Here is a 17312-nt window from a genome sequence, read left to right as displayed (position 1 = left end):
AACCAATGATTGATTCTTTTTATCTATTTCTTCATTCAAAAACTACTTTTCTCGTTATATTAGTAATAGACATAGGTAAGCAGTTAAACTAAAAGGAAAACTTATGAATGGCTTATTGATTGACAATCGCAGCACCGCAGCACAACCAAAAACAACCAAAATTAGCCAATTCCGCCAACGCCAATTTGATTTACTTCAACCCTTGCGCCAATGGCTCGATCGACTAGAAATTGCCAACCCCAAATTAGCTAAATTCCTCTACAAAGCGATTCCTGCTCAATGTCCCTTTGAGCGTGATATTGTAATTTTCGATCGCAAAATCGCCCACATTCCCCCAATGTGCAAACTCAATCCCCTTTACGATCAACTAGTAGGCTTGCGTTTTCGCGCCCTTTGTTATTTAGTTGATCAATGTGGAATGGACATCAGCTAAATTTATGCAAAGCACAACAGAAATCAAAATCATTCATCAACCAAGTCAAGAACAACTCAACCAATTAGGCATAGCTAAATGGCCTATTTGGACAAAAGAAATCTCCGAGTTTCCTTGGACCTACGAAGAATCAGAAACTTGTTACTTGTTAGAAGGCGATGTAATTGTTACCCCTGTAAACGGTCAACCAGTGCAAATAAGGAAAGGCGATTTAGTTACCTTTCCTGCTGGTATGTCCTGCACTTGGAACATCAAAAGCGATGTCAGAAAGCATTACAAATTTGGTTAAAATATACTAACTCATCATAATAAAAATAACTGTGCCTCATCACTTTTGAGGACACAGTTTTTAATTTTTGAGAACTACCAACTACAAAACCTGCGTCATTGATGCCGCAAACTTGACTGCGATCGCCACCAAGAGTGCCTAAGATTGATTTTAATATGTTATCTCACTTAAGCTTTATCAAAACTAATCAAAGCGGAGAATTAAGTTTCTTAGAGATTAAGAAAGTTTTGCAACAGAAATCCTAAGATTTGCAATGTTAGGAAGTGATGTTAGGTATACTAACTATTAGGAGTTCTTTTAGTAACCTAATCTCAATAATTTTTAAGTTTTCGTTCTGTGGGCTCATCTTTTTCTGAATAACATTCTATTTTTACCCGAAGCGATCGGACTCTCCTTGATAAATTGGAGGAGTTTAATTATGAAACGCTTAATTTTAGGAAGCTTGTCATTTTTATTCTGGTTTCAAATCACCACACCTGTAGCCCAAGCCGAAATTCAAGCAACAGGAGCGACAATCCCAGACTACACTTCAAACCTGTTACAACAGCTGACTCCTTTCGAGTTAGTAACTATGGCTTACCAAGGGTATTTTCAAGAACAAGGTATTCCCAGTTATATGCTGTTGGTCTCGGCTCGTTGCACAGGACAATTGCGTGCAGAAACATTAGTTGAAGCTGCCATTAAAGCTAAGAAATTGCCACCACAAGCATTAACAAACCAAGGGTACTTAAACGCAGTAGAACTGCAACTTCGGGAACTCATTGTTCGTTAATAAATTTGCCTTAAAAGCTTACAATCCTGGGGACTTGACGATCGCTAGGTTAACCACCATCAAGCCTCCAGGATTGTGAGAAAAAATGTAATATTTCCTAACAAACCCGAAAATTAACGCCAAACTGCTCTCATTTATTCAGCAGTTGCCAATTCAGTTTCGGTGCTGCCACGAGTGCGTTTGCGGGTTAAGCTGTTGAACAGCATCATTCCGATCGCCTTAATCAAATTACCTTCTAATTCCTTGAACATATTCATGTTCATGCCAAAAGCAGCATTAGCTTCGTCAACAATGCGATCGGCAGTAGCTTCATCGATCGGCAAATCATTCAAAACTTGACGATATTGATTTTTAAAAGCCTTCTCATCAGGGATATCGTTGAATTCGTAGAAAGCAGTACCACCATCAGTTAAATTCATTGCTCGAACAGCAATATTTTTCAGAATTTGACCACCGGAAAGGTCGCCCAAATATCGGGTATAAGACTGAGCAATTAGCAATTCTGGCTCATTTTCCGAAACTTCGCGAATCCTTTGTACATAGGCTTGAGCAGCAGAAGAAGGAGCCACTTGATCGCGCCAGTTTGGGCCAAAATAATAGCTGAGGTCTTGTTCTAAGCTTTTTTTGCGATTCAGTTCCTTAAAGTAGATTTGAGACAGGATCGGGTGATCCTTGTGCTTTTCCATCTCTTCTTCGATTTGAGAATACACGAAGTAGAGATTAGCCACCAATTTCCGATAGGATTCCTTTTCTACTACACCTTTTAAAAAGCACTTGACAAAACCAACATTTTCTGCCATTGAGTGAGATTTTTTGGTGCCTTCACGCAATTTGGTTGCTAAGTTACTGCTCATACTAAATTACTGTCCCTTAAGTCTTTTGAGGAGCGTGTGATTTTTGCCAAAGGTTAAAAAACCCGCCTAAAAGTTAACATTAGACTGATTTGATGAGAAATTTCATTAAGTTTTTTTACAAAAGCGGGGACTGGAGAAAAGACATAATTTTGGAGATTGTATAAATTTTTCTAAGTAATGTAATGACGAATACCCTCTTTCGTTTTTTCGTACCAACAAAAGAGGGTTATCCAGGGAATTCAAATAGTGAGATTCGGTTTTCCAAGATTACAAAATGCTGTAAACTAAATTGCTAACTAAAGAGAGTGCCAAGGCTCCAATAACTGCACTCCAAATACCTGCTCGTAAGCGAAAACCTTGGACTAACGAGGCGGCGATCGCAAAAGTCACAGCCGCCATAATAAAGGTGAAAATTCCCGAAAACAAGTTAAATGTCAGCAAATTAGGCACAAAGAAAAATAGCCCTAAAATTGGTCTGACGATCGCCGCTACTACACCAATAACTGCTGCCGAAATGTAAGCTTTCGCTGGACTATCAATTTCTACACCAACTGGCAATCGAGTAATAACTAGCAAACTAGAAGCACTAACTATCCAAGCAATTAACAGATCGATAAAATCCATATTTAGTTTCCCTCCCATCTCATCTGTGGCTAATAAAAATTCACCACAACAATCACGTTAAATGTCTAAGTTCTAAAATTCCTCTATAAAAAGGCAGAAGCCAGTAAATCTGGCACTGAAGTGCCACAACGTACCTAATAAAATTCCCCCTAAACCAAGATTGTAAAAACACTTTAGGCAAAGGGGGTGAGGGAAAAAGTCTTTAGTTTTGCTTGCCAACATCAAACCTTCAAACCTTCAGCTGCTTGGGGACGGGCAAAAATCATCCTTCCGGCAGTAGTTTGCAAAGCAGAAGTTACTATCACTCGCAACTCACTACCTACGTATTTACTACCCTCCTCAACTACAACCAATGTCCCATCATCTAAATAACCAATACCTTGACTAGGTTCCTTGCCTTCCTTAAGAATTTTCAAATCCAAACTGTCACCTGGTAAGTAACTCGGACGAATGGCATGGGCTAAATCGTTAATATTCAACACAGGTACTTTTTGCAAAGTGGCAACTTTACTTAAGTTGTAATCATTTGTTAATAAAGTGCCATTAATTTCTTGTGCTAAACGCACTAACTTAGCATCTACCGTGGCAATATCTTCATAGTCAGCCGAGTGAATTACAATTCTTTCCTGATAATCTTCCTTCATGCGGTTTAGAATTTCTAAACCCCGCCGACCTCTAACTCTTTTTTGATCGTTAGAAGCATCCGCTACTTGTTGTAATTCTCGCAGCACAAATTGTGGAATTAAAATTTGCCCTTCTATAAAACCAGTAGCCAGTAATTCTTCAATCCGACCGTCGATAATGCAACTAGTATCTAACACTTTGGTTGCCACAGGTCTCAGCGTACCTTCCGCGACTAACAAAGTTTCGGCTGTATGGGGATTGATTAGTCGCAAGAAGTTGCGCCCATGAGTGTCTGCTAAACTAATCCCAGTCACAGCAAACATCACACTGCCCAAAACCGCAACTACTGGCTTGATAAAACCAAAGTCTGCGGGAATAGGTAGCAGAAAAATTGGTGCTAGCATCAAGTTGGCTACCAGTAGCCCCAAGACTAAGCCAATGGCGCGAGTTAAAAGAACGTCCACAGGCATTTCCCGGACTTTTTTTTCCACGCGACGATAGGTAGTCTGGAAACTCAAACCAATGGCAGCGCCGATAATTGCACCAAATCCGGCTAGTACTATTCGTAAACCGTCGATGTTGGTCACAGGTTTGAGCATAGTGCTGGGTAAGAGGTCAATGCTGTCGTACCCTATACCAGCTGCCGCGAGGATAAATAAAATAATAATGATTGCGTCAAGCATTGTTTTCAGCTGATTGTGTTTTTGTTTTCATTCTGGAAGAATGAAGAAATCATTAAAAAATCTCAGGGCTTGAGATTTATATCGTTCCATTATACTCCTTGCTATGTTTTTGGTTTGTTAGGACATTCTAGGGGAATACCGTACACCTATCTATAGTTCAGCGTTATTTTTAGCAAGTTAATTTATTTATTTTACAAGTGTTTACATCATCATTTTAGGTTTTTCTGCAAATTGGCGATTACTATTTTCTGAATAGCTATTATCAGGAATTGCCGGAATGACATCAGTCTCAAGTTTCAGATTTATCTGTTAATTCAATCTAAAAATTTTAATCGAATGATGACAAATTTAACCATCAAAAGTAGCAATTCTAACCTAAATTTAGATATTCCAACTGCGGCTTATATTCATATTCCTTTTTGTCGGCGACGGTGTTTCTATTGTGATTTTCCAATTTCGGTGGTAGGCGATCGCACTAAAGCCGAAAACTCTGGCACGATTGTCCAATATATCGATATCCTCTGCCAAGAAATTGCCGCAACTCCCTCACAGGGAAAACCTTTAACAACCGTCTTCTTCGGTGGCGGAACTCCTTCCCTATTATCTCCCCAACAAATCGCTAGGATTTTAACAACTTTAGTCGATAAATATGGGATTGTCAGCGATGCAGAAATTTCTTTAGAAATCGATCCGGGAACTTTTGATTTACCACAAATTCAAGGATATAAAGATGCGGGAATTACCCGGTTTAGTTTAGGCGTGCAAGCTTTTCAAGATGAGTTGTTACAAGTTTGTGGTCGATCGCATACTACCGCTGATATTTTAGCCGCAATTGATTTAATTCGCCAAATTAATCCTCCCGAATTTAGTATTGATTTAATTTCCGGTTTACCAAAGCAAACGATCGAACAATGGCAAGAAACTTTAGAAAAGGCAGTAGCGATCGCCCCAACTCACATTTCCGTTTATGATTTAATCATCGAAGATGGTACAGCTTTCGGACGCTATTATCAACCAGGTTCTCAACCTTTACCCACCGATGAAACTACCGCCCAAATGTACCGTCTTACCCAAAAAATCTTAACTAATTCCGGTTACGAACATTACGAAATTTCCAACTACGCCCAACCCGGACATCAATGCCGTCATAATCGAGTCTACTGGGAAAATCGCCCTTATTATGCCTTTGGCATGGGTGCAGCAAGTTATCTCAACCGTCAGCGTTTTACTCGTCCCAGAAAACGGCGAGAATACTACGCTTGGGTAGAACAATTAATTACTAACCGTGGCATTTTAGATGCTCCCCAAGTTGACGAACATGATATTTTATTAGAAACTTTAATGTTAGGATTGCGGTTAGCCGAAGGTTTAGAATTAGCAGTTTTAGCCGAAAAATTTAGCAAGGAAATCTTAAACAAAATTTGGCATTGTCTGCAACCATATTATCAAAAAGGTTGGGTAGCAATATCCGCAAATAATTGCTCAAATCTTTCCCTTTCTCCTACGGAAATATTACCCATAACTGGCAGATTAAAATTAACCGATCCCGAAGGCTTTTTATTTTCTAATACAGTACTCGCTGCTTTGTTTAGCCAGCTAGAAAAAATAGAAGCCGGAAACTAAAAAGCTAGGTTTTCAGGTGGCACTAAAGCCCAACAACTTACCTTTTTTGTTAATTTTTGCAAAGTTTGAGTTATTTCGTGCTGTTTGTGATATGGAATAGGGGCGATCGGGCAAAAAGTAAAAAATTGCTAAAGACAATTTGCCACAAGGCAAATTAAAGATCCCAATCTTTGCCAAGATTAATAATAGACCTTTGGCATTTGCCAGAAGTTTATTGAATTGCCATGAGGTTGAATTGGCAAAAAAAGGACATGGCTGACAGAGACATCGACAACAACGCCACAGGCGTTCTAATTCTAATTATCCCGATAGCGTTCGCGATCATACTCCTATTTAAGGCTTGGCCTATACTACTGTTCTTCGCTTTGCTCAGTAGTGCTTGGAGTTTTTGGCAACGCTACCAATTGCAAAAGTTGAGCCGACAACTCAACCCTATGTTCCATCAGTTAATCTTAGAAAACCAAGGATGTATAACTGCACTAGATTTGGCAATGAAAGCAAATCTTTCAGGAAGATCGGCAGAACGGTTTTTAAATGCGAAAGCTGAGGAATTTGCTGCCCAAAAACAGATTTATGAAGACAGAGGTACAGTGTATTACTTCATTACCGCAAACACTCTGGGCAAAATATTTGACGCGAGTGATACGGATGATGATACCGACAATATGCAATACCTAAGTCAGGCAAAAGAGTTGTTTTTAAAACCAATTCCTGAACCAGAAACTACCGCTGAAATTTCTGATGATTTGGACGAAGAATCTGAAGAGGATTATATTTCCGAATCAGATGATACAAAAGAAGCAATTCCGAGAAAACATCCGATTTTTCAATCTTTGATTCAATCGGAATTAGCCAGAAGGTTGCGCGTACATTCCAGTACGGTGATGAAGAGAAGAGACGATCCCAGTTTTACCGAATGGAGTCGCAGAAGAGATCCAGAAGGAATTGCTTGGGAATATTCGCCAGATACTAGGGAATTTTTCCCTATAGAATCTAAGTCACCATTACCGCAGAAGCGGAAAAGGTGATTGATGTTAGGTACGTTGTGTACTTCAATGCTCTGATTCCTACTGAGATGAGGGCGCTAAAGCGCAACAACGTACCTTTTGAGAATCTTCCTTTTCACCGATCGCAATCAGCAAACCAAATCATTAAACTGATGAGAGTGTAATTTTTCGCTTAGGTAGACTTTGATTAGCCCTCTCTCCCTCGCTCCTGATGATTGGCTGGGTTTAGTTTTTCGGTTATTTTTCTCCTTACTTCTAGGAGGAATAGTTGGCTGGGAACGGGAACTCAGAAATAAACCTGCTGGCTTCCGAACCCATATGTTAGTTAGTTTTGGTGCTGCTTTGTTTGTCATAGTTCCCATTGTGTTGGGAATAACCAAAGATGGTGACAGCATTGCACGGGTAATTCAGGGAGTAGCTTCTGGTGTGGGTTTTCTCGGTGCTGGAGAAATAGTCAGATCCTCTGGATCTGAATCTGATGGAATTCGCGTCCGCGGGCTGACTTCCGCTGCTGCGATTTGGGCTTCAGCTGCTTTAGGCGTTACCGCTGGTTGTGGCTTATGGCAATTAGGCTTAATCGGCGCTCTCTTCTGTTTTGTAATCTTAAGAGTGTTGAAAAAATTCGAGTTTAATTGATCTTGTCGCTTAAGCGATGCTTTCCCACGCTTGGGCGACAATTTCTTTCAGCCAACGCCGTTGCTGCAAGTCTAGTAAGCTGTCGTCAGCTAGCACTTCCGCAGTTAGTTGCTCTAAGGATTTGCCTTCGGAACGGGAGATTTGAATCACTCCGGCGATCGCAGCTGCCACTATTTCTTCATCTACACTTTTTTGTTGTAAAGCCATTACCTCTTCTGGGTTGGCTGGAATGGGATAATTCATAGCTAGTTAATTAACTTATCTCCGTAAAGATTTACAAAAATGAGAGAATTGTAAAGATTTTTAAATCGACATTAAGTATCGGCTATTATATCGCACTTTTAGTGCTTGTCAACACCATCTCGTTACTTAGCTTTACCGACCTTACTAAGCATGAAAGAAATCCTTTATTTAGAAGTCCCCACCCCGAATACAGATCTAGTTCGCACTTGGTTACAAGAGGAGTTTGAGCCAGGTTGGGGCGAAAAAGTAATTACTCCCGATGGCTTTTGCCTAAGTTGTTCTCAAACTACAAGTAGTACGACAAACTTTCCTGAAACAGATGTTCAGCTTTCAGCTTTTGTTTGGTCGGTACAGCGATCGACATATTTAAAGATATTCCGTTGGAACGCTCAACCTGTACCCCAAGAACCGCAAATTTTGCAACGGTTAACCGCCCAAATTAGAAGTCAGTTTCCCAATCAATATCCTGAATTACCTGCGATCGATCTTTCCCAACAATCCATTTTTGAAGCACTCGCCCCTCACTACCCCTTAACCGTCCGTTACTTCCAAAAAATGCCCAACGGTGAAAATGACTTAAAACGTGCTTACTGGTGGGAAATGCGTTGGCGTGAAGGTGTGCGAAATCCGCAGCAACCTAAACAAGTAATTTTTCAGTCAACAACCGCATTACAAAACAGCGAAATAACCGAAAAATACGACCTAATTTATATTGGTGGCGCTTTGGGAGTAATTCACGCCGCAGTCATGGCACAATTAGGTTATCGTGTGTTATTGGTAGAACGTTTACCTTTTGGCAGAATGAATCGGGAATGGAACATTTCCCGGATGGAATTTCAAAGTTTAATTGATTTAGGTTTATTTACTCCTGCGGAATTTGAAAGCGTCATTGCCAGAGAATATATTGACGGATTTAGTAAATTTTTTGATGGCAATAATCCGCCGCATTTAAAAGCGCCAATTTTACACACCCCTACGGTTTTAAATATCGCTTTAAATTCCGAAAAATTGCTGCGTTTGTGTGGGGAAAAACTTAAAGCATTAGGAGGGGAAATTTGGGACGAAACTGAATTTATCCGGGCTGATGTTAGCGAAGAACAGGTAACTGTACAGTTAAAACATTTGCCTAGCCAAACTGATAAACAAGCAACTGGACGATTGTTAGTTGATGCAATGGGAACCGCTTCTCCGATCGCTTGGCAATTAAATAAAGGTCGGGCTTTTGATAGTGTTTGTCCTACAGTTGGCGCAGTTTTAACTGGGATATCTCCAGAGGTTTGGGATTCAGAATATGGCGATGTTTTGTTGAGTCACGGGGATATTTCTAGAGGTCGTCAGTTAATTTGGGAATTGTTTCCTGGTGCAGATGATGAATTGACAATTTATTTGTTTCATTATCATCAAGTCCACCCGGAAAATCCCGGTTCTTTGTTAGAAATGTACGAGGACTTTTTTACGATTTTGCCGGAATATCGTCGTTGCGACCTGGATAAATTGGTTTGGAAAAAGCCGACTTTTGGTTATATTCCGGGACATTTTAGTGTGGGAAGTAGCGATCGCACTGTGGCGTTCGATCGACTAATTGCGATCGGTGATGCTGCATCCTTACAATCACCTTTAGTTTTTACCGGATTTGGTTCATTAGTGCGTAACCTTTCCCGCTTAACAGAACTTTTGAATACCGCCTTAAAACACGACCTTCTCAAAGCCAAACATTTAAACCAAATTCGTGCTTATCAAAGTAACATCGCCGTCACTTGGCTATTTTCCAAAGGCATGATGGTTCCCACAGGCAAATACTTACCACCCCAAAGAATTAACTCCATGTTAAATACTTTCTTTGGAATTTTAGCCGCCGAACCGCAAAATGTTGCCGAAACTTTCATCAAAGATAGATTTGACTGGTTAACCTTCAATCGACTAGCATTAATAGCAGCGAAAATTAACCCAGCTTTATTACTTTGGATTTGGGATCTCGCTGGCCCAAAAGATATTTTCCGCTGGTTGGGTAGTTACCTCACATTTACTTTTAATGCCTTAATTAGTTGGCTTTTATCCGGTTGGTTTCCCAACTGGTTACGCAGCCAACAACCTTGGTTAGAAAGGCGTTATCCCGCACTTTGGTTATGGTTACTCAGCCAAAGTTACGCTTTCACAACTGGCATGGGAAAACCGAAATTTCAGAGTTTTCAGCTGTCAGAATACCCCAATAAAAATCTCAAAGTGCAACATTAATTAAAGGCAGAAAGTAATGGGGAAATGGCAACTAATTTTTCAGCTAAGCTGTTACGCATTTAAAAGTCATATTGTAGGGTGCGTCAGATTTAGATATTTTCCTTTCTACATAGGCTTTACCGTCTGACGCACCCTACTCGTTAATAAGTGATTTAGTTAATAAGTGATTTAAATGCGTAACAGCTTATCAACTTTGGCAAAAAGGTGAAGTTGAAAAATCTGCCAATTTCCCATCCCGATCGCTTATTTAGCTTGGCTGGGTCGAGGAAAAGTAGGTAAATCCACAGCCGCTAATGAGGCAATTTTCTTTGGTGTACGCTGTGGATAAACTATGGGTGATGGCGATCGCAAATCAGGTTTAGAATCAGCCGATGGATCGTTTTTAGCAGCTACTAACTCAGGATCGGCGATCGGTGTTGCTGATACTAATTCAGCTTCAAGATTTGTTGGCAATACATTAGATGGTTGCGGAATTACAGAACTTTCTTGAGGAGTAATATTTACCGTTGTACCTTGAGTCAGTCTTTCTAATTCTTGCCATATAGCCTCTTCCTCAACACCAAAATTTGCTGGAGGGCGATCTGTTGCGTCTACGGGTAAATTTGCTGCTAAATTAGGATCGGATTTGGCAATTTCTAAAAATGGATTATTCAAAGATTCATTGCTTGGTTCCAACTGAGGTCTTGGTTTACTAAAATCAGGTAATATCAAATTTCTGCCAGTTTCTTCTTGAGAAGCATTTGCTTGTTCGCTAGTGATTTCTGATGCTGATGACCAAGGTTTGATTGGTTGAGGTTTGAGTAACAATTGCACTGCTTCGGAAATATTCTGGGGATTAGTTTGATTTTCGGAAGAGTTAAGTAGATTACTAATTTCGGCGTTAATTTCTTTGATGGTTGGCATATCGACACATTTGTCTAATGCCGCTTTAAATTGCAGAGTATAACGCTGTTGTCGCTGTAAACGGTCTTGTAGTTCTTGACGGGTAGTTTCAGTTTGCAAAAGTAGTTGGGATTGTTCGTTGTAACGTTGTTGAATAAAGGCACATTGCCTTTCTAATTCCGCAACTCTTTCTTGGCTATTTTGCAATTGACTATTTAAAGTTTCAATCAAAATCTGCTGACGTTGGGCGACTTGGTGAGAAGCTTCTAATTCTCGGAATAAACGAGCTAATTGTTCTTGGGTAGTATTTAGTTCTTTGGATTGTTCAGCAAATTTTGTTTCAGCGATTTGCGATCGCTTAATCTGGGAATCCAAAGCTCGGTTACACTCATCTAATAGTCTTTCTAAATCCTGAACATGAGAAAGTAAATCGTTGTTTTGTTGTTGCAGTGCTTCACTTAAATTGACCAATTCTAAAACATCAAAATTACCTGCTTCGGTTTCCGATACTTCAGAATTTACATTACCGATCTCTATTGTTTCACTGCTTTCGCTAACACTCGGATAATTCTCCGAAGTAGTATTTACTGGCTCAAATCCAAGTAATTCCTCTAAATTAATATCAAACAGATTTGACTCTTCTTCCTCTACTGTTTCTGATTCGGCTTTTCTAGAGGTATCAAACCGCAATCCCCCAGCATCTCCAATAAATGAGATCTTTTGCGGTTCTTCTGGTGTTTCCCCAGTTACAGGTGATGTTTCCTCGGAAGTCACTGGTTTTGGGGTGTTTGATGGTGTTGTAATCTGTTGCTGAATTACAAAAGATATTTCAGTTTGATTTGCTTCGGGTTGTGCGCCTAAATCTGCGACCGACTTAATATCATTGGATTCAGTTTCATTAGGGGGATTAGTCGGTTCGGGAATGGGATTATCGAAGGGGTTTTGGGCTTCACTCATGGCTCTAGTTAAAAAGAGTTAAGAATCCTGAATGCGTACTGGTCGTCGCTTGCTTTGTGAATAGACTATCTCAGATCGGCAGGATTTATTCTAGGTTATTAGGAATGTTTTTACCTTTCAACCACCTGCTAAAGCTTGATTTAACAATTCCCGATGAATCAATGCTCTGTCTACCAAGGACTGAATCTGTGCTGATGATAGGCTATCACCGTTAGCATAGCAGTCTAACCAAGTTTGGGTAATTAATTTGGGATCGTCAGGGATTTCTGTTAATTCCCATCCCGGAATCGACAATTCTTGCATCAGCTGGCTAACTTTTGGGTCATAACTGAGGGCGAAACAACGGCATTCCTGGGCTGCTGCCATAATCAGGCTATGGTAACGCATTCCGATCGCCATTTCCACACCTTGAAATAATCCTTTTAATTCTCTTGGATCGTCAAGTGTCAAAATTTTACTCGCACCTGGTAACTGTGATTGAATTGATTTGGCGATCGCTAAATCTTTAGATTTCTGAAATGGTACCAGTAGAATAAAAGTGTCCGTAGCTTTTTGAAAGTTGATTAAAGCTTTAGTTAAATTAGCAATTCTTTCTGGGGTTAATTGCGGATGTTGGCGCAAAGTTACAGCAACTCTTGGGGCTGGTAAATCCCAAAGTCCTTTCACTGGTAAACTTTCTAATGCCCATACAGGATCGGGTGCTAAACCACAAGGAATTTGCCAGTTTAATAGTAGATTAGCCGAAGCTCGATCGCGCACGCTCACCAATTCACATTTGGCAAAAACTTGTTTGGCAATTTCCCGAATTATCGGACGTTCTAAAGGGCCAATTCCTTGCGCCCAAGCAATTGTTCTTAGCCCAAATTGTTTGGCTAATCCCATTAATCCCGCATAATAAAGAGGACTAGCAAAACTTGTCACATCTTGCATCAAACTGCCACCGCCCCACATAAAAACATCAGCATTGCGGAGCACTTTGAAGACTTGCCAAGCTGACATTCGATCGAAACTTTCCACCTGATAACGTTTCTTCGTTTCCCGCGGATTTCCTGAAAGCACCAACGGCTTAACATTTGGGGGCAACATTTGTAACAACGAAGCCAATAAAGCCTCATCCCCTGCATTCCCTTTGCCGTAATAGCCACACAATACTGCTTTAATTTGCCCCATTTTTCATTATATTGATGTTTTCTTCATCTCAGTTTAGGGCATTCTGGAATAATTTTACATTTTAGTGGAGTATCAACGGTTGCCTTTTCACCACTTAACCTTTAATTAGCATCATTAGTCTTTAGTTGCTTGTTCCGGTTTCAACTAAGTATAAATAGCTAAAACAATTTTAACAGGATCGTATATTTTTCTGGCTTAGTAATAAATAACGACAACTTACAACAATTAAATAATTAAATATTATATACATTTGTAAATTCTATTCAAATTAACTGGTAAATTCAGCTAGCTAGTGAGTATTGTAAAACCATACTAAATCCAACAAAGTAGCCGAACAACCAATCACAAACATTCAGAAAAAATCAATTAATATCTATTCAATGATTTAGTTTTAGAGGTTGATTATGTCTAGTAGCCACGCTCTTGAATCGGATTTAATGTTTCATGCACAACATTTAAATCACCCAGATCACTTACATGATAAACCCGCAAACTTAACAGAGGGTGAACAAATAGATTTCCAAATAGTGAGAAAACAAGGTGATGCTTACTATCCAACAGAACCAAAATTTTATGTTGGTGGGGATATTTACACAGTTTGGGCAGATGCAGTAGAGACAAATCAAGCTTTTGTAGGTTTAGATTTTTACTTACCACCAAGAAGTTTAGATGTGGGAGTTCCTCAACATACTCACGCTTATGAAGCTGAAGGAAAATATGTTGCCGAAGGTCAAGTAAACTTTTATTTTGGAGATGGCACTTTCACTGCACCTGAAGGCAGTTTTGTTTATTATCCTGAAGGCAGACCGATGGGTTTTCAAACCACAGAAGAATCTGCCAGATTAGCAGTAATTTTAACCCCAGGAGCACCTTATTACGAATTAGCAGGAACACCCGTTACTGTTCCCCCACCACAAGCAGATATTGCCGCTTTACAACAACAAGTTGACTTGGGAAAAGTTGCCGAAGTTAATATGACTTATGGTGGCTCTTTTTACATCCCCGGAACTACACCCACCCCCCCAGGACTCAGCGATACAATTTTGGTAGTTCCTGACGCTTCCTTAATCAATGATTTTATTAGACAAGTTGAGGGAGTTAAGGTATTTTCTCTCGATCAGCGCCCGAAATCTACTGGGCCTTTTGGTGGAGAATATACTTCTTTAGCCACCTTGGAAGAAACCAATGGCAAAATGTCTTATTCCCTAGTAAATTTGCCACCAACTACAGCACTTCCCTCTCCAATTGTCAGTAATACAAATGAAGTTTTTTACATTGAAGAAGGAGAGTTGACAGTTCAAGTAGGCGATCGCACCGAGGTACTAACACCTGATACTTTTGCCACAATTCTACCAGGACAAACTTACTCATTTGCTAACTTAGGTACAACACCAGTTAAAGCCTTATTTTCCAGTGTTGTTAACACCTACACACCCAAAATTCCACAATACGTTCCAGGGCAAGTAGTTACTTCCGATCCGAAACCAATAGGTGATGGTTGGATTTACACTTGGGGCGCTTTTGATCCAGCCGGAAATCCCTCTTCAATAGGAGTAACTTTTACCGAAAATGCCCTCGACGATATGTTTGAGGTCACAGATCCTAACAATCAATTTCCCCGATTAGTACCTCATTTAAATATGCCGGATATGTTTGCTCCGGCGCGAGTTTATGACATTGAATACCCGCAAATAGTCAAAGACAAAACACCTTTTGACCACATGGGTTGGTATGCTAATTCTGAAGGACACGCACCACCAAGTATTTACGACGACCCCCATGTTGACGTTCACTTTTTCTTAGACACAATTCAAGAAAGGGAAAGAATTACTGGCGCACCAGAATTAAATGCACAACTTTATAAATATCCGCCAGATGGGTTTTTAAATCGAGATTATATTCTCGCCAATGACCCAACCACAGGAAGACCAGCAACAGGGGATGCTTTACAAGGATCGCATTGGGTAGATAGAGAAGCACCAGAATTTAACGGACAACCATTTACTGAAACCTTCATCTTTGGCACTTATGATGGTGAAGTTAACTTCTGGGAACCAATGATTACCAAAGAGTTTTTTGCACAAAAAACTAACTTGACTAAGCCAATTAAATTCCCTGACATTGTGGCAGAAGATGGTTTTTACCCAACTGAATACAGCATTACTTACAACCCAAATTTTGGAGAATATACCGTGTCATTGGATAACTTTGTCTATCGCGAAGTAACAGCAGAAAACTTCTTTAATGAAGGCTATTACTTGAGAAGAAATACCGATGTTGCCGCTGCCGTATCCCAAGGAATTTTTTCCAGTGCTTATCAGCATTTCTTAGCAGTTGGAGAGGTAGAAGGAAGAAATCCTAGTTGGCGATTTGACAATCAGTTTTATCTGCGAGAAAATCCTGATGTGGCAGCGGCAATTAGTCGCGAAGAACTGCGAAGTGCTTTAGAACATTACCTTCTATATGGTCGAAGTGAAAACCGCGAATCTGGAGGCATTTTTCATCGCAATTATTATTTGCAAAGAAACCCTGATGTAGCACAGGCGATCGCACAAGGTTTTTTCGCCAACGCTTGGACACATTTCGAGTTAGTCGGACAATTTGAAGGACGAAATCCGGGGCCAGAATTTAATAGCCAATACTATTTGTTGAAAAATAATGATGTTCAAGTAGCGATCGCACAAGGCTTTTTTACCAGTGCCTTTCAACATTATGTAGAATTCGGTCAATTTGAAAATCGCTCAGGAGTACCCGCTGCTTTTGGTACTACTTCTGAACCAATTTTAGGCAGTAACGAAACAGATGATGTACTCTATGCTGGCGCAGGAGGAAATTATTTAATCGCCGGAAATGGTGATGATGTATTAGTTGCTGGTGCTGGAAGCGATACTTTAGAAGGAGGAGCAGGAACCGACCAATTTGTATTCCAAGCAGCATTTGAAGGTAAAGGCGGATATGGTGGAGAAGACGTAATTAACGACTTTGAAATAGCCGCCGGAACTGGAGATACTATTAAACTGAGAAACGCCGATAACGGCATCCAAATTAACATCTTTGATGTCCAAGGAAACGCCGTAATTCAAATCGTCAACTCCCTAAACATTGACTTCACAAAAGGCGGAGATCCCGCCACACCATCCGGCACCGGAAACTTCTCACCATTACCCATTCAAACCATTACTTTACCCGGAATCACCGCTGCTCAATTAATGTCTCAAGGCATTTTAGAAATCAACGAACAGCGGATAAACGAAACCACATTAGGCGTATTCAAGAGTTTTGGCACTTACAGTTACACTGTGGGAAATGTCGCCGGAAGTAGCATCTTTGGCGACCAAAATAACAACATTATTGCCGGAGACTTCGTTAGCCAAGAACAAATAAACACCTTAAGAGCCAAACTAGAAGCCATTACCGAAATCATCATTCCTGGAGCCGCAGAAAGCACAGATCCCAGCGTGAATTTAGGTGGGACAGGTAAAATCCCAGACTCATTATTACCGAGAGAAGCATTTCAAAATTTAGTGCCAACTTTTGACAGTACAAGTGTTAACAATGAACTAGTTATTGGGGGGCCAGGAAATGATTTAATCTTTGGGGGACCAGGAAGTGATACCTTAGTTGGTGGTACTGGTGTCGATGTAATTGTAGCTGGGCCAGGTCAAGATTTTGTGATTGGTCGGGAGAGTGTGGATTATATTGTTTTTGATTCGATTTTGGATTTCCGCGATCGCGATAACAACCCCGAAGATCCGATTAGTAATGCCTTACCAGATGCGCGAATTGGCTATATTCGTTTAGAAGAACCTTACGGAACAATTTTAACTGACCCGAATACTACTCGCACTGGCCCAGATATTTTCTTAGTCAATTCTCAAGCATTCAATCGGGGAATCGATCCGACAACAAATCCTGAATTAGCATCACAAATTGGTTACTTAGTACCAGGAACAATGATTTCAGGAGATGGTACGGGAACTGCGGCAACTAAGAATGGTCAATTGAAAGTTGGAGAAGTCACAGTACCGACTTCTGATGGCCCTGCTGCTGATGATATGCAGCCGTTATTTTACTATTCGGAAACCGCCGGAAGATTGTTCTTCGATCGCGATGGAACAGGCACACAATTCGGTGATTTTTGGATGGCAGATATGGCTCAAGGAACAGTCCTTCCCCCTGGTACTCCTTCCGCTGTTCCTACTATTTTGATTTACGTTTATTAGAGTTGGGGACTGGGTATTGGGGACTGGGTATTGGGGAGATAGCGAGATGCGGAGATG

The 17312-nt window shown here is 40.4% G+C and carries 14 protein-coding genes; 8 read left to right on the top strand and 6 right to left on the bottom strand.

Translation table 11 applies throughout. From position 1 onward, the window contains the following. Positions 1 to 103 precede the first annotated feature (103 nt). The 3 genes from ACE1B6_RS23305 to ACE1B6_RS23295 all read left to right on the top strand — a co-directional run bounded on the left by ACE1B6_RS23305 (position 104) and on the right by ACE1B6_RS23295 (position 1494). Positions 104 to 433, top strand: coding sequence for a Mo-dependent nitrogenase C-terminal domain-containing protein (locus ACE1B6_RS23305; protein ID WP_413259661.1), 330 nt, complete (start codon positions 104 to 106; stop codon positions 431 to 433). A gap of 4 nt (positions 434 to 437) precedes the next feature. Further along, on the top strand, positions 438 to 722 hold the full coding sequence (locus ACE1B6_RS23300; RefSeq protein WP_413259660.1) for a cupin domain-containing protein: 285 nt from the start codon (positions 438 to 440) through the stop codon (positions 720 to 722). A gap of 418 nt (positions 723 to 1140) precedes the next feature. Then, on the top strand, positions 1141 to 1494 hold the full coding sequence (locus tag ACE1B6_RS23295; RefSeq protein ID WP_413259659.1) for a hypothetical protein: 354 nt from the start codon (positions 1141 to 1143) through the stop codon (positions 1492 to 1494). Positions 1495 to 1628: 134 nt separating this feature from the next. Here the strand turns inward: ACE1B6_RS23295 and ACE1B6_RS23290 are convergent, their stop codons facing one another. The 3 genes from ACE1B6_RS23290 to ACE1B6_RS23280 form a co-directional block, all read right to left on the bottom strand. Further along, positions 1629 to 2348: a biliverdin-producing heme oxygenase gene (locus tag ACE1B6_RS23290; RefSeq protein ID WP_413259658.1), complete on the bottom strand. Its 720-nt coding sequence runs from the start codon at positions 2346 to 2348 to the stop codon at positions 1629 to 1631. 267 nt (positions 2349 to 2615) lie between these two features. Continuing rightward, on the bottom strand, positions 2616 to 2972 hold the full coding sequence (locus tag ACE1B6_RS23285) for a phage holin family protein (protein WP_413259657.1): 357 nt from the start codon (positions 2970 to 2972) through the stop codon (positions 2616 to 2618). Between the two features lie 221 nt (positions 2973 to 3193). Continuing rightward, a complete protein-coding gene (locus ACE1B6_RS23280; protein WP_413259656.1) occupies positions 3194 to 4279 on the bottom strand; it encodes a PIN/TRAM domain-containing protein in 1086 nt (361 codons plus the stop codon). Positions 4280 to 4615: 336 nt separating this feature from the next. Here ACE1B6_RS23280 and hemW point away from each other — a divergent pair, with 336 nt between their 5' ends. From hemW to ACE1B6_RS23265, 3 genes are all read left to right on the top strand, one after another. Further along, positions 4616 to 5902: a radical SAM family heme chaperone HemW gene (gene hemW, locus ACE1B6_RS23275; protein WP_413259655.1), complete on the top strand. Its 1287-nt coding sequence runs from the start codon at positions 4616 to 4618 to the stop codon at positions 5900 to 5902. Between the two features lie 251 nt (positions 5903 to 6153). Further along, on the top strand, positions 6154 to 6930 hold the full coding sequence (locus ACE1B6_RS23270; RefSeq protein WP_413259654.1) for a hypothetical protein: 777 nt from the start codon (positions 6154 to 6156) through the stop codon (positions 6928 to 6930). Positions 6931 to 7092: 162 nt separating this feature from the next. Beyond that, positions 7093 to 7545, top strand: coding sequence for an MgtC/SapB family protein (locus tag ACE1B6_RS23265; protein WP_413259653.1), 453 nt, complete (start codon positions 7093 to 7095; stop codon positions 7543 to 7545). Between the two features lie 9 nt (positions 7546 to 7554). Here ACE1B6_RS23265 and ACE1B6_RS23260 read toward each other — a convergent pair whose 3' ends face one another. Further along, positions 7555 to 7788 (bottom strand): hypothetical protein, encoded by a 234-nt coding sequence (locus tag ACE1B6_RS23260; RefSeq protein WP_413259652.1) that lies wholly within the window; start codon positions 7786 to 7788, stop codon positions 7555 to 7557. A gap of 150 nt (positions 7789 to 7938) precedes the next feature. Between ACE1B6_RS23260 and ACE1B6_RS23255 the strand changes: the two genes are divergently transcribed. Further along, a complete protein-coding gene (locus tag ACE1B6_RS23255; RefSeq protein WP_413259699.1) occupies positions 7939 to 10023 on the top strand; it encodes an NAD(P)/FAD-dependent oxidoreductase in 2085 nt (694 codons plus the stop codon). Between the two features lie 243 nt (positions 10024 to 10266). Here ACE1B6_RS23255 and ACE1B6_RS23250 read toward each other — a convergent pair whose 3' ends face one another. Together ACE1B6_RS23250 and csaB are read right to left on the bottom strand one after the other, a co-directional pair. Continuing rightward, positions 10267 to 11862, bottom strand: a complete 1596-nt coding sequence (locus ACE1B6_RS23250; RefSeq protein ID WP_413259651.1) for a mitotic spindle assembly checkpoint protein MAD1 — start codon at positions 11860 to 11862, stop codon at positions 10267 to 10269. Between the two features lie 117 nt (positions 11863 to 11979). After that, positions 11980 to 13032, bottom strand: a complete 1053-nt coding sequence (gene csaB, locus ACE1B6_RS23245; RefSeq protein WP_413259650.1) for a polysaccharide pyruvyl transferase CsaB — start codon at positions 13030 to 13032, stop codon at positions 11980 to 11982. 404 nt (positions 13033 to 13436) lie between these two features. On the opposite strand from csaB, the gene ACE1B6_RS23240 reads away from it, so the two are divergent. Further along, positions 13437 to 17255 (top strand): cupin domain-containing protein, encoded by a 3819-nt coding sequence (locus ACE1B6_RS23240; RefSeq protein WP_413259649.1) that lies wholly within the window; start codon positions 13437 to 13439, stop codon positions 17253 to 17255. The last annotated feature ends 57 nt before the right edge of the window (positions 17256 to 17312 follow it).

The sequence above is a fragment of the Floridaenema fluviatile BLCC-F154 genome (assembly GCF_041929135.1).
Taxonomy (GTDB): Bacteria; Cyanobacteriota; Cyanobacteriia; order Cyanobacteriales; family Aerosakkonemataceae; genus Floridanema; species Floridanema fluviatile.
The sequence above is the reverse complement of the archived record's forward strand: the minus strand, read 5'-3'. Positions and strand labels throughout refer to the sequence as shown.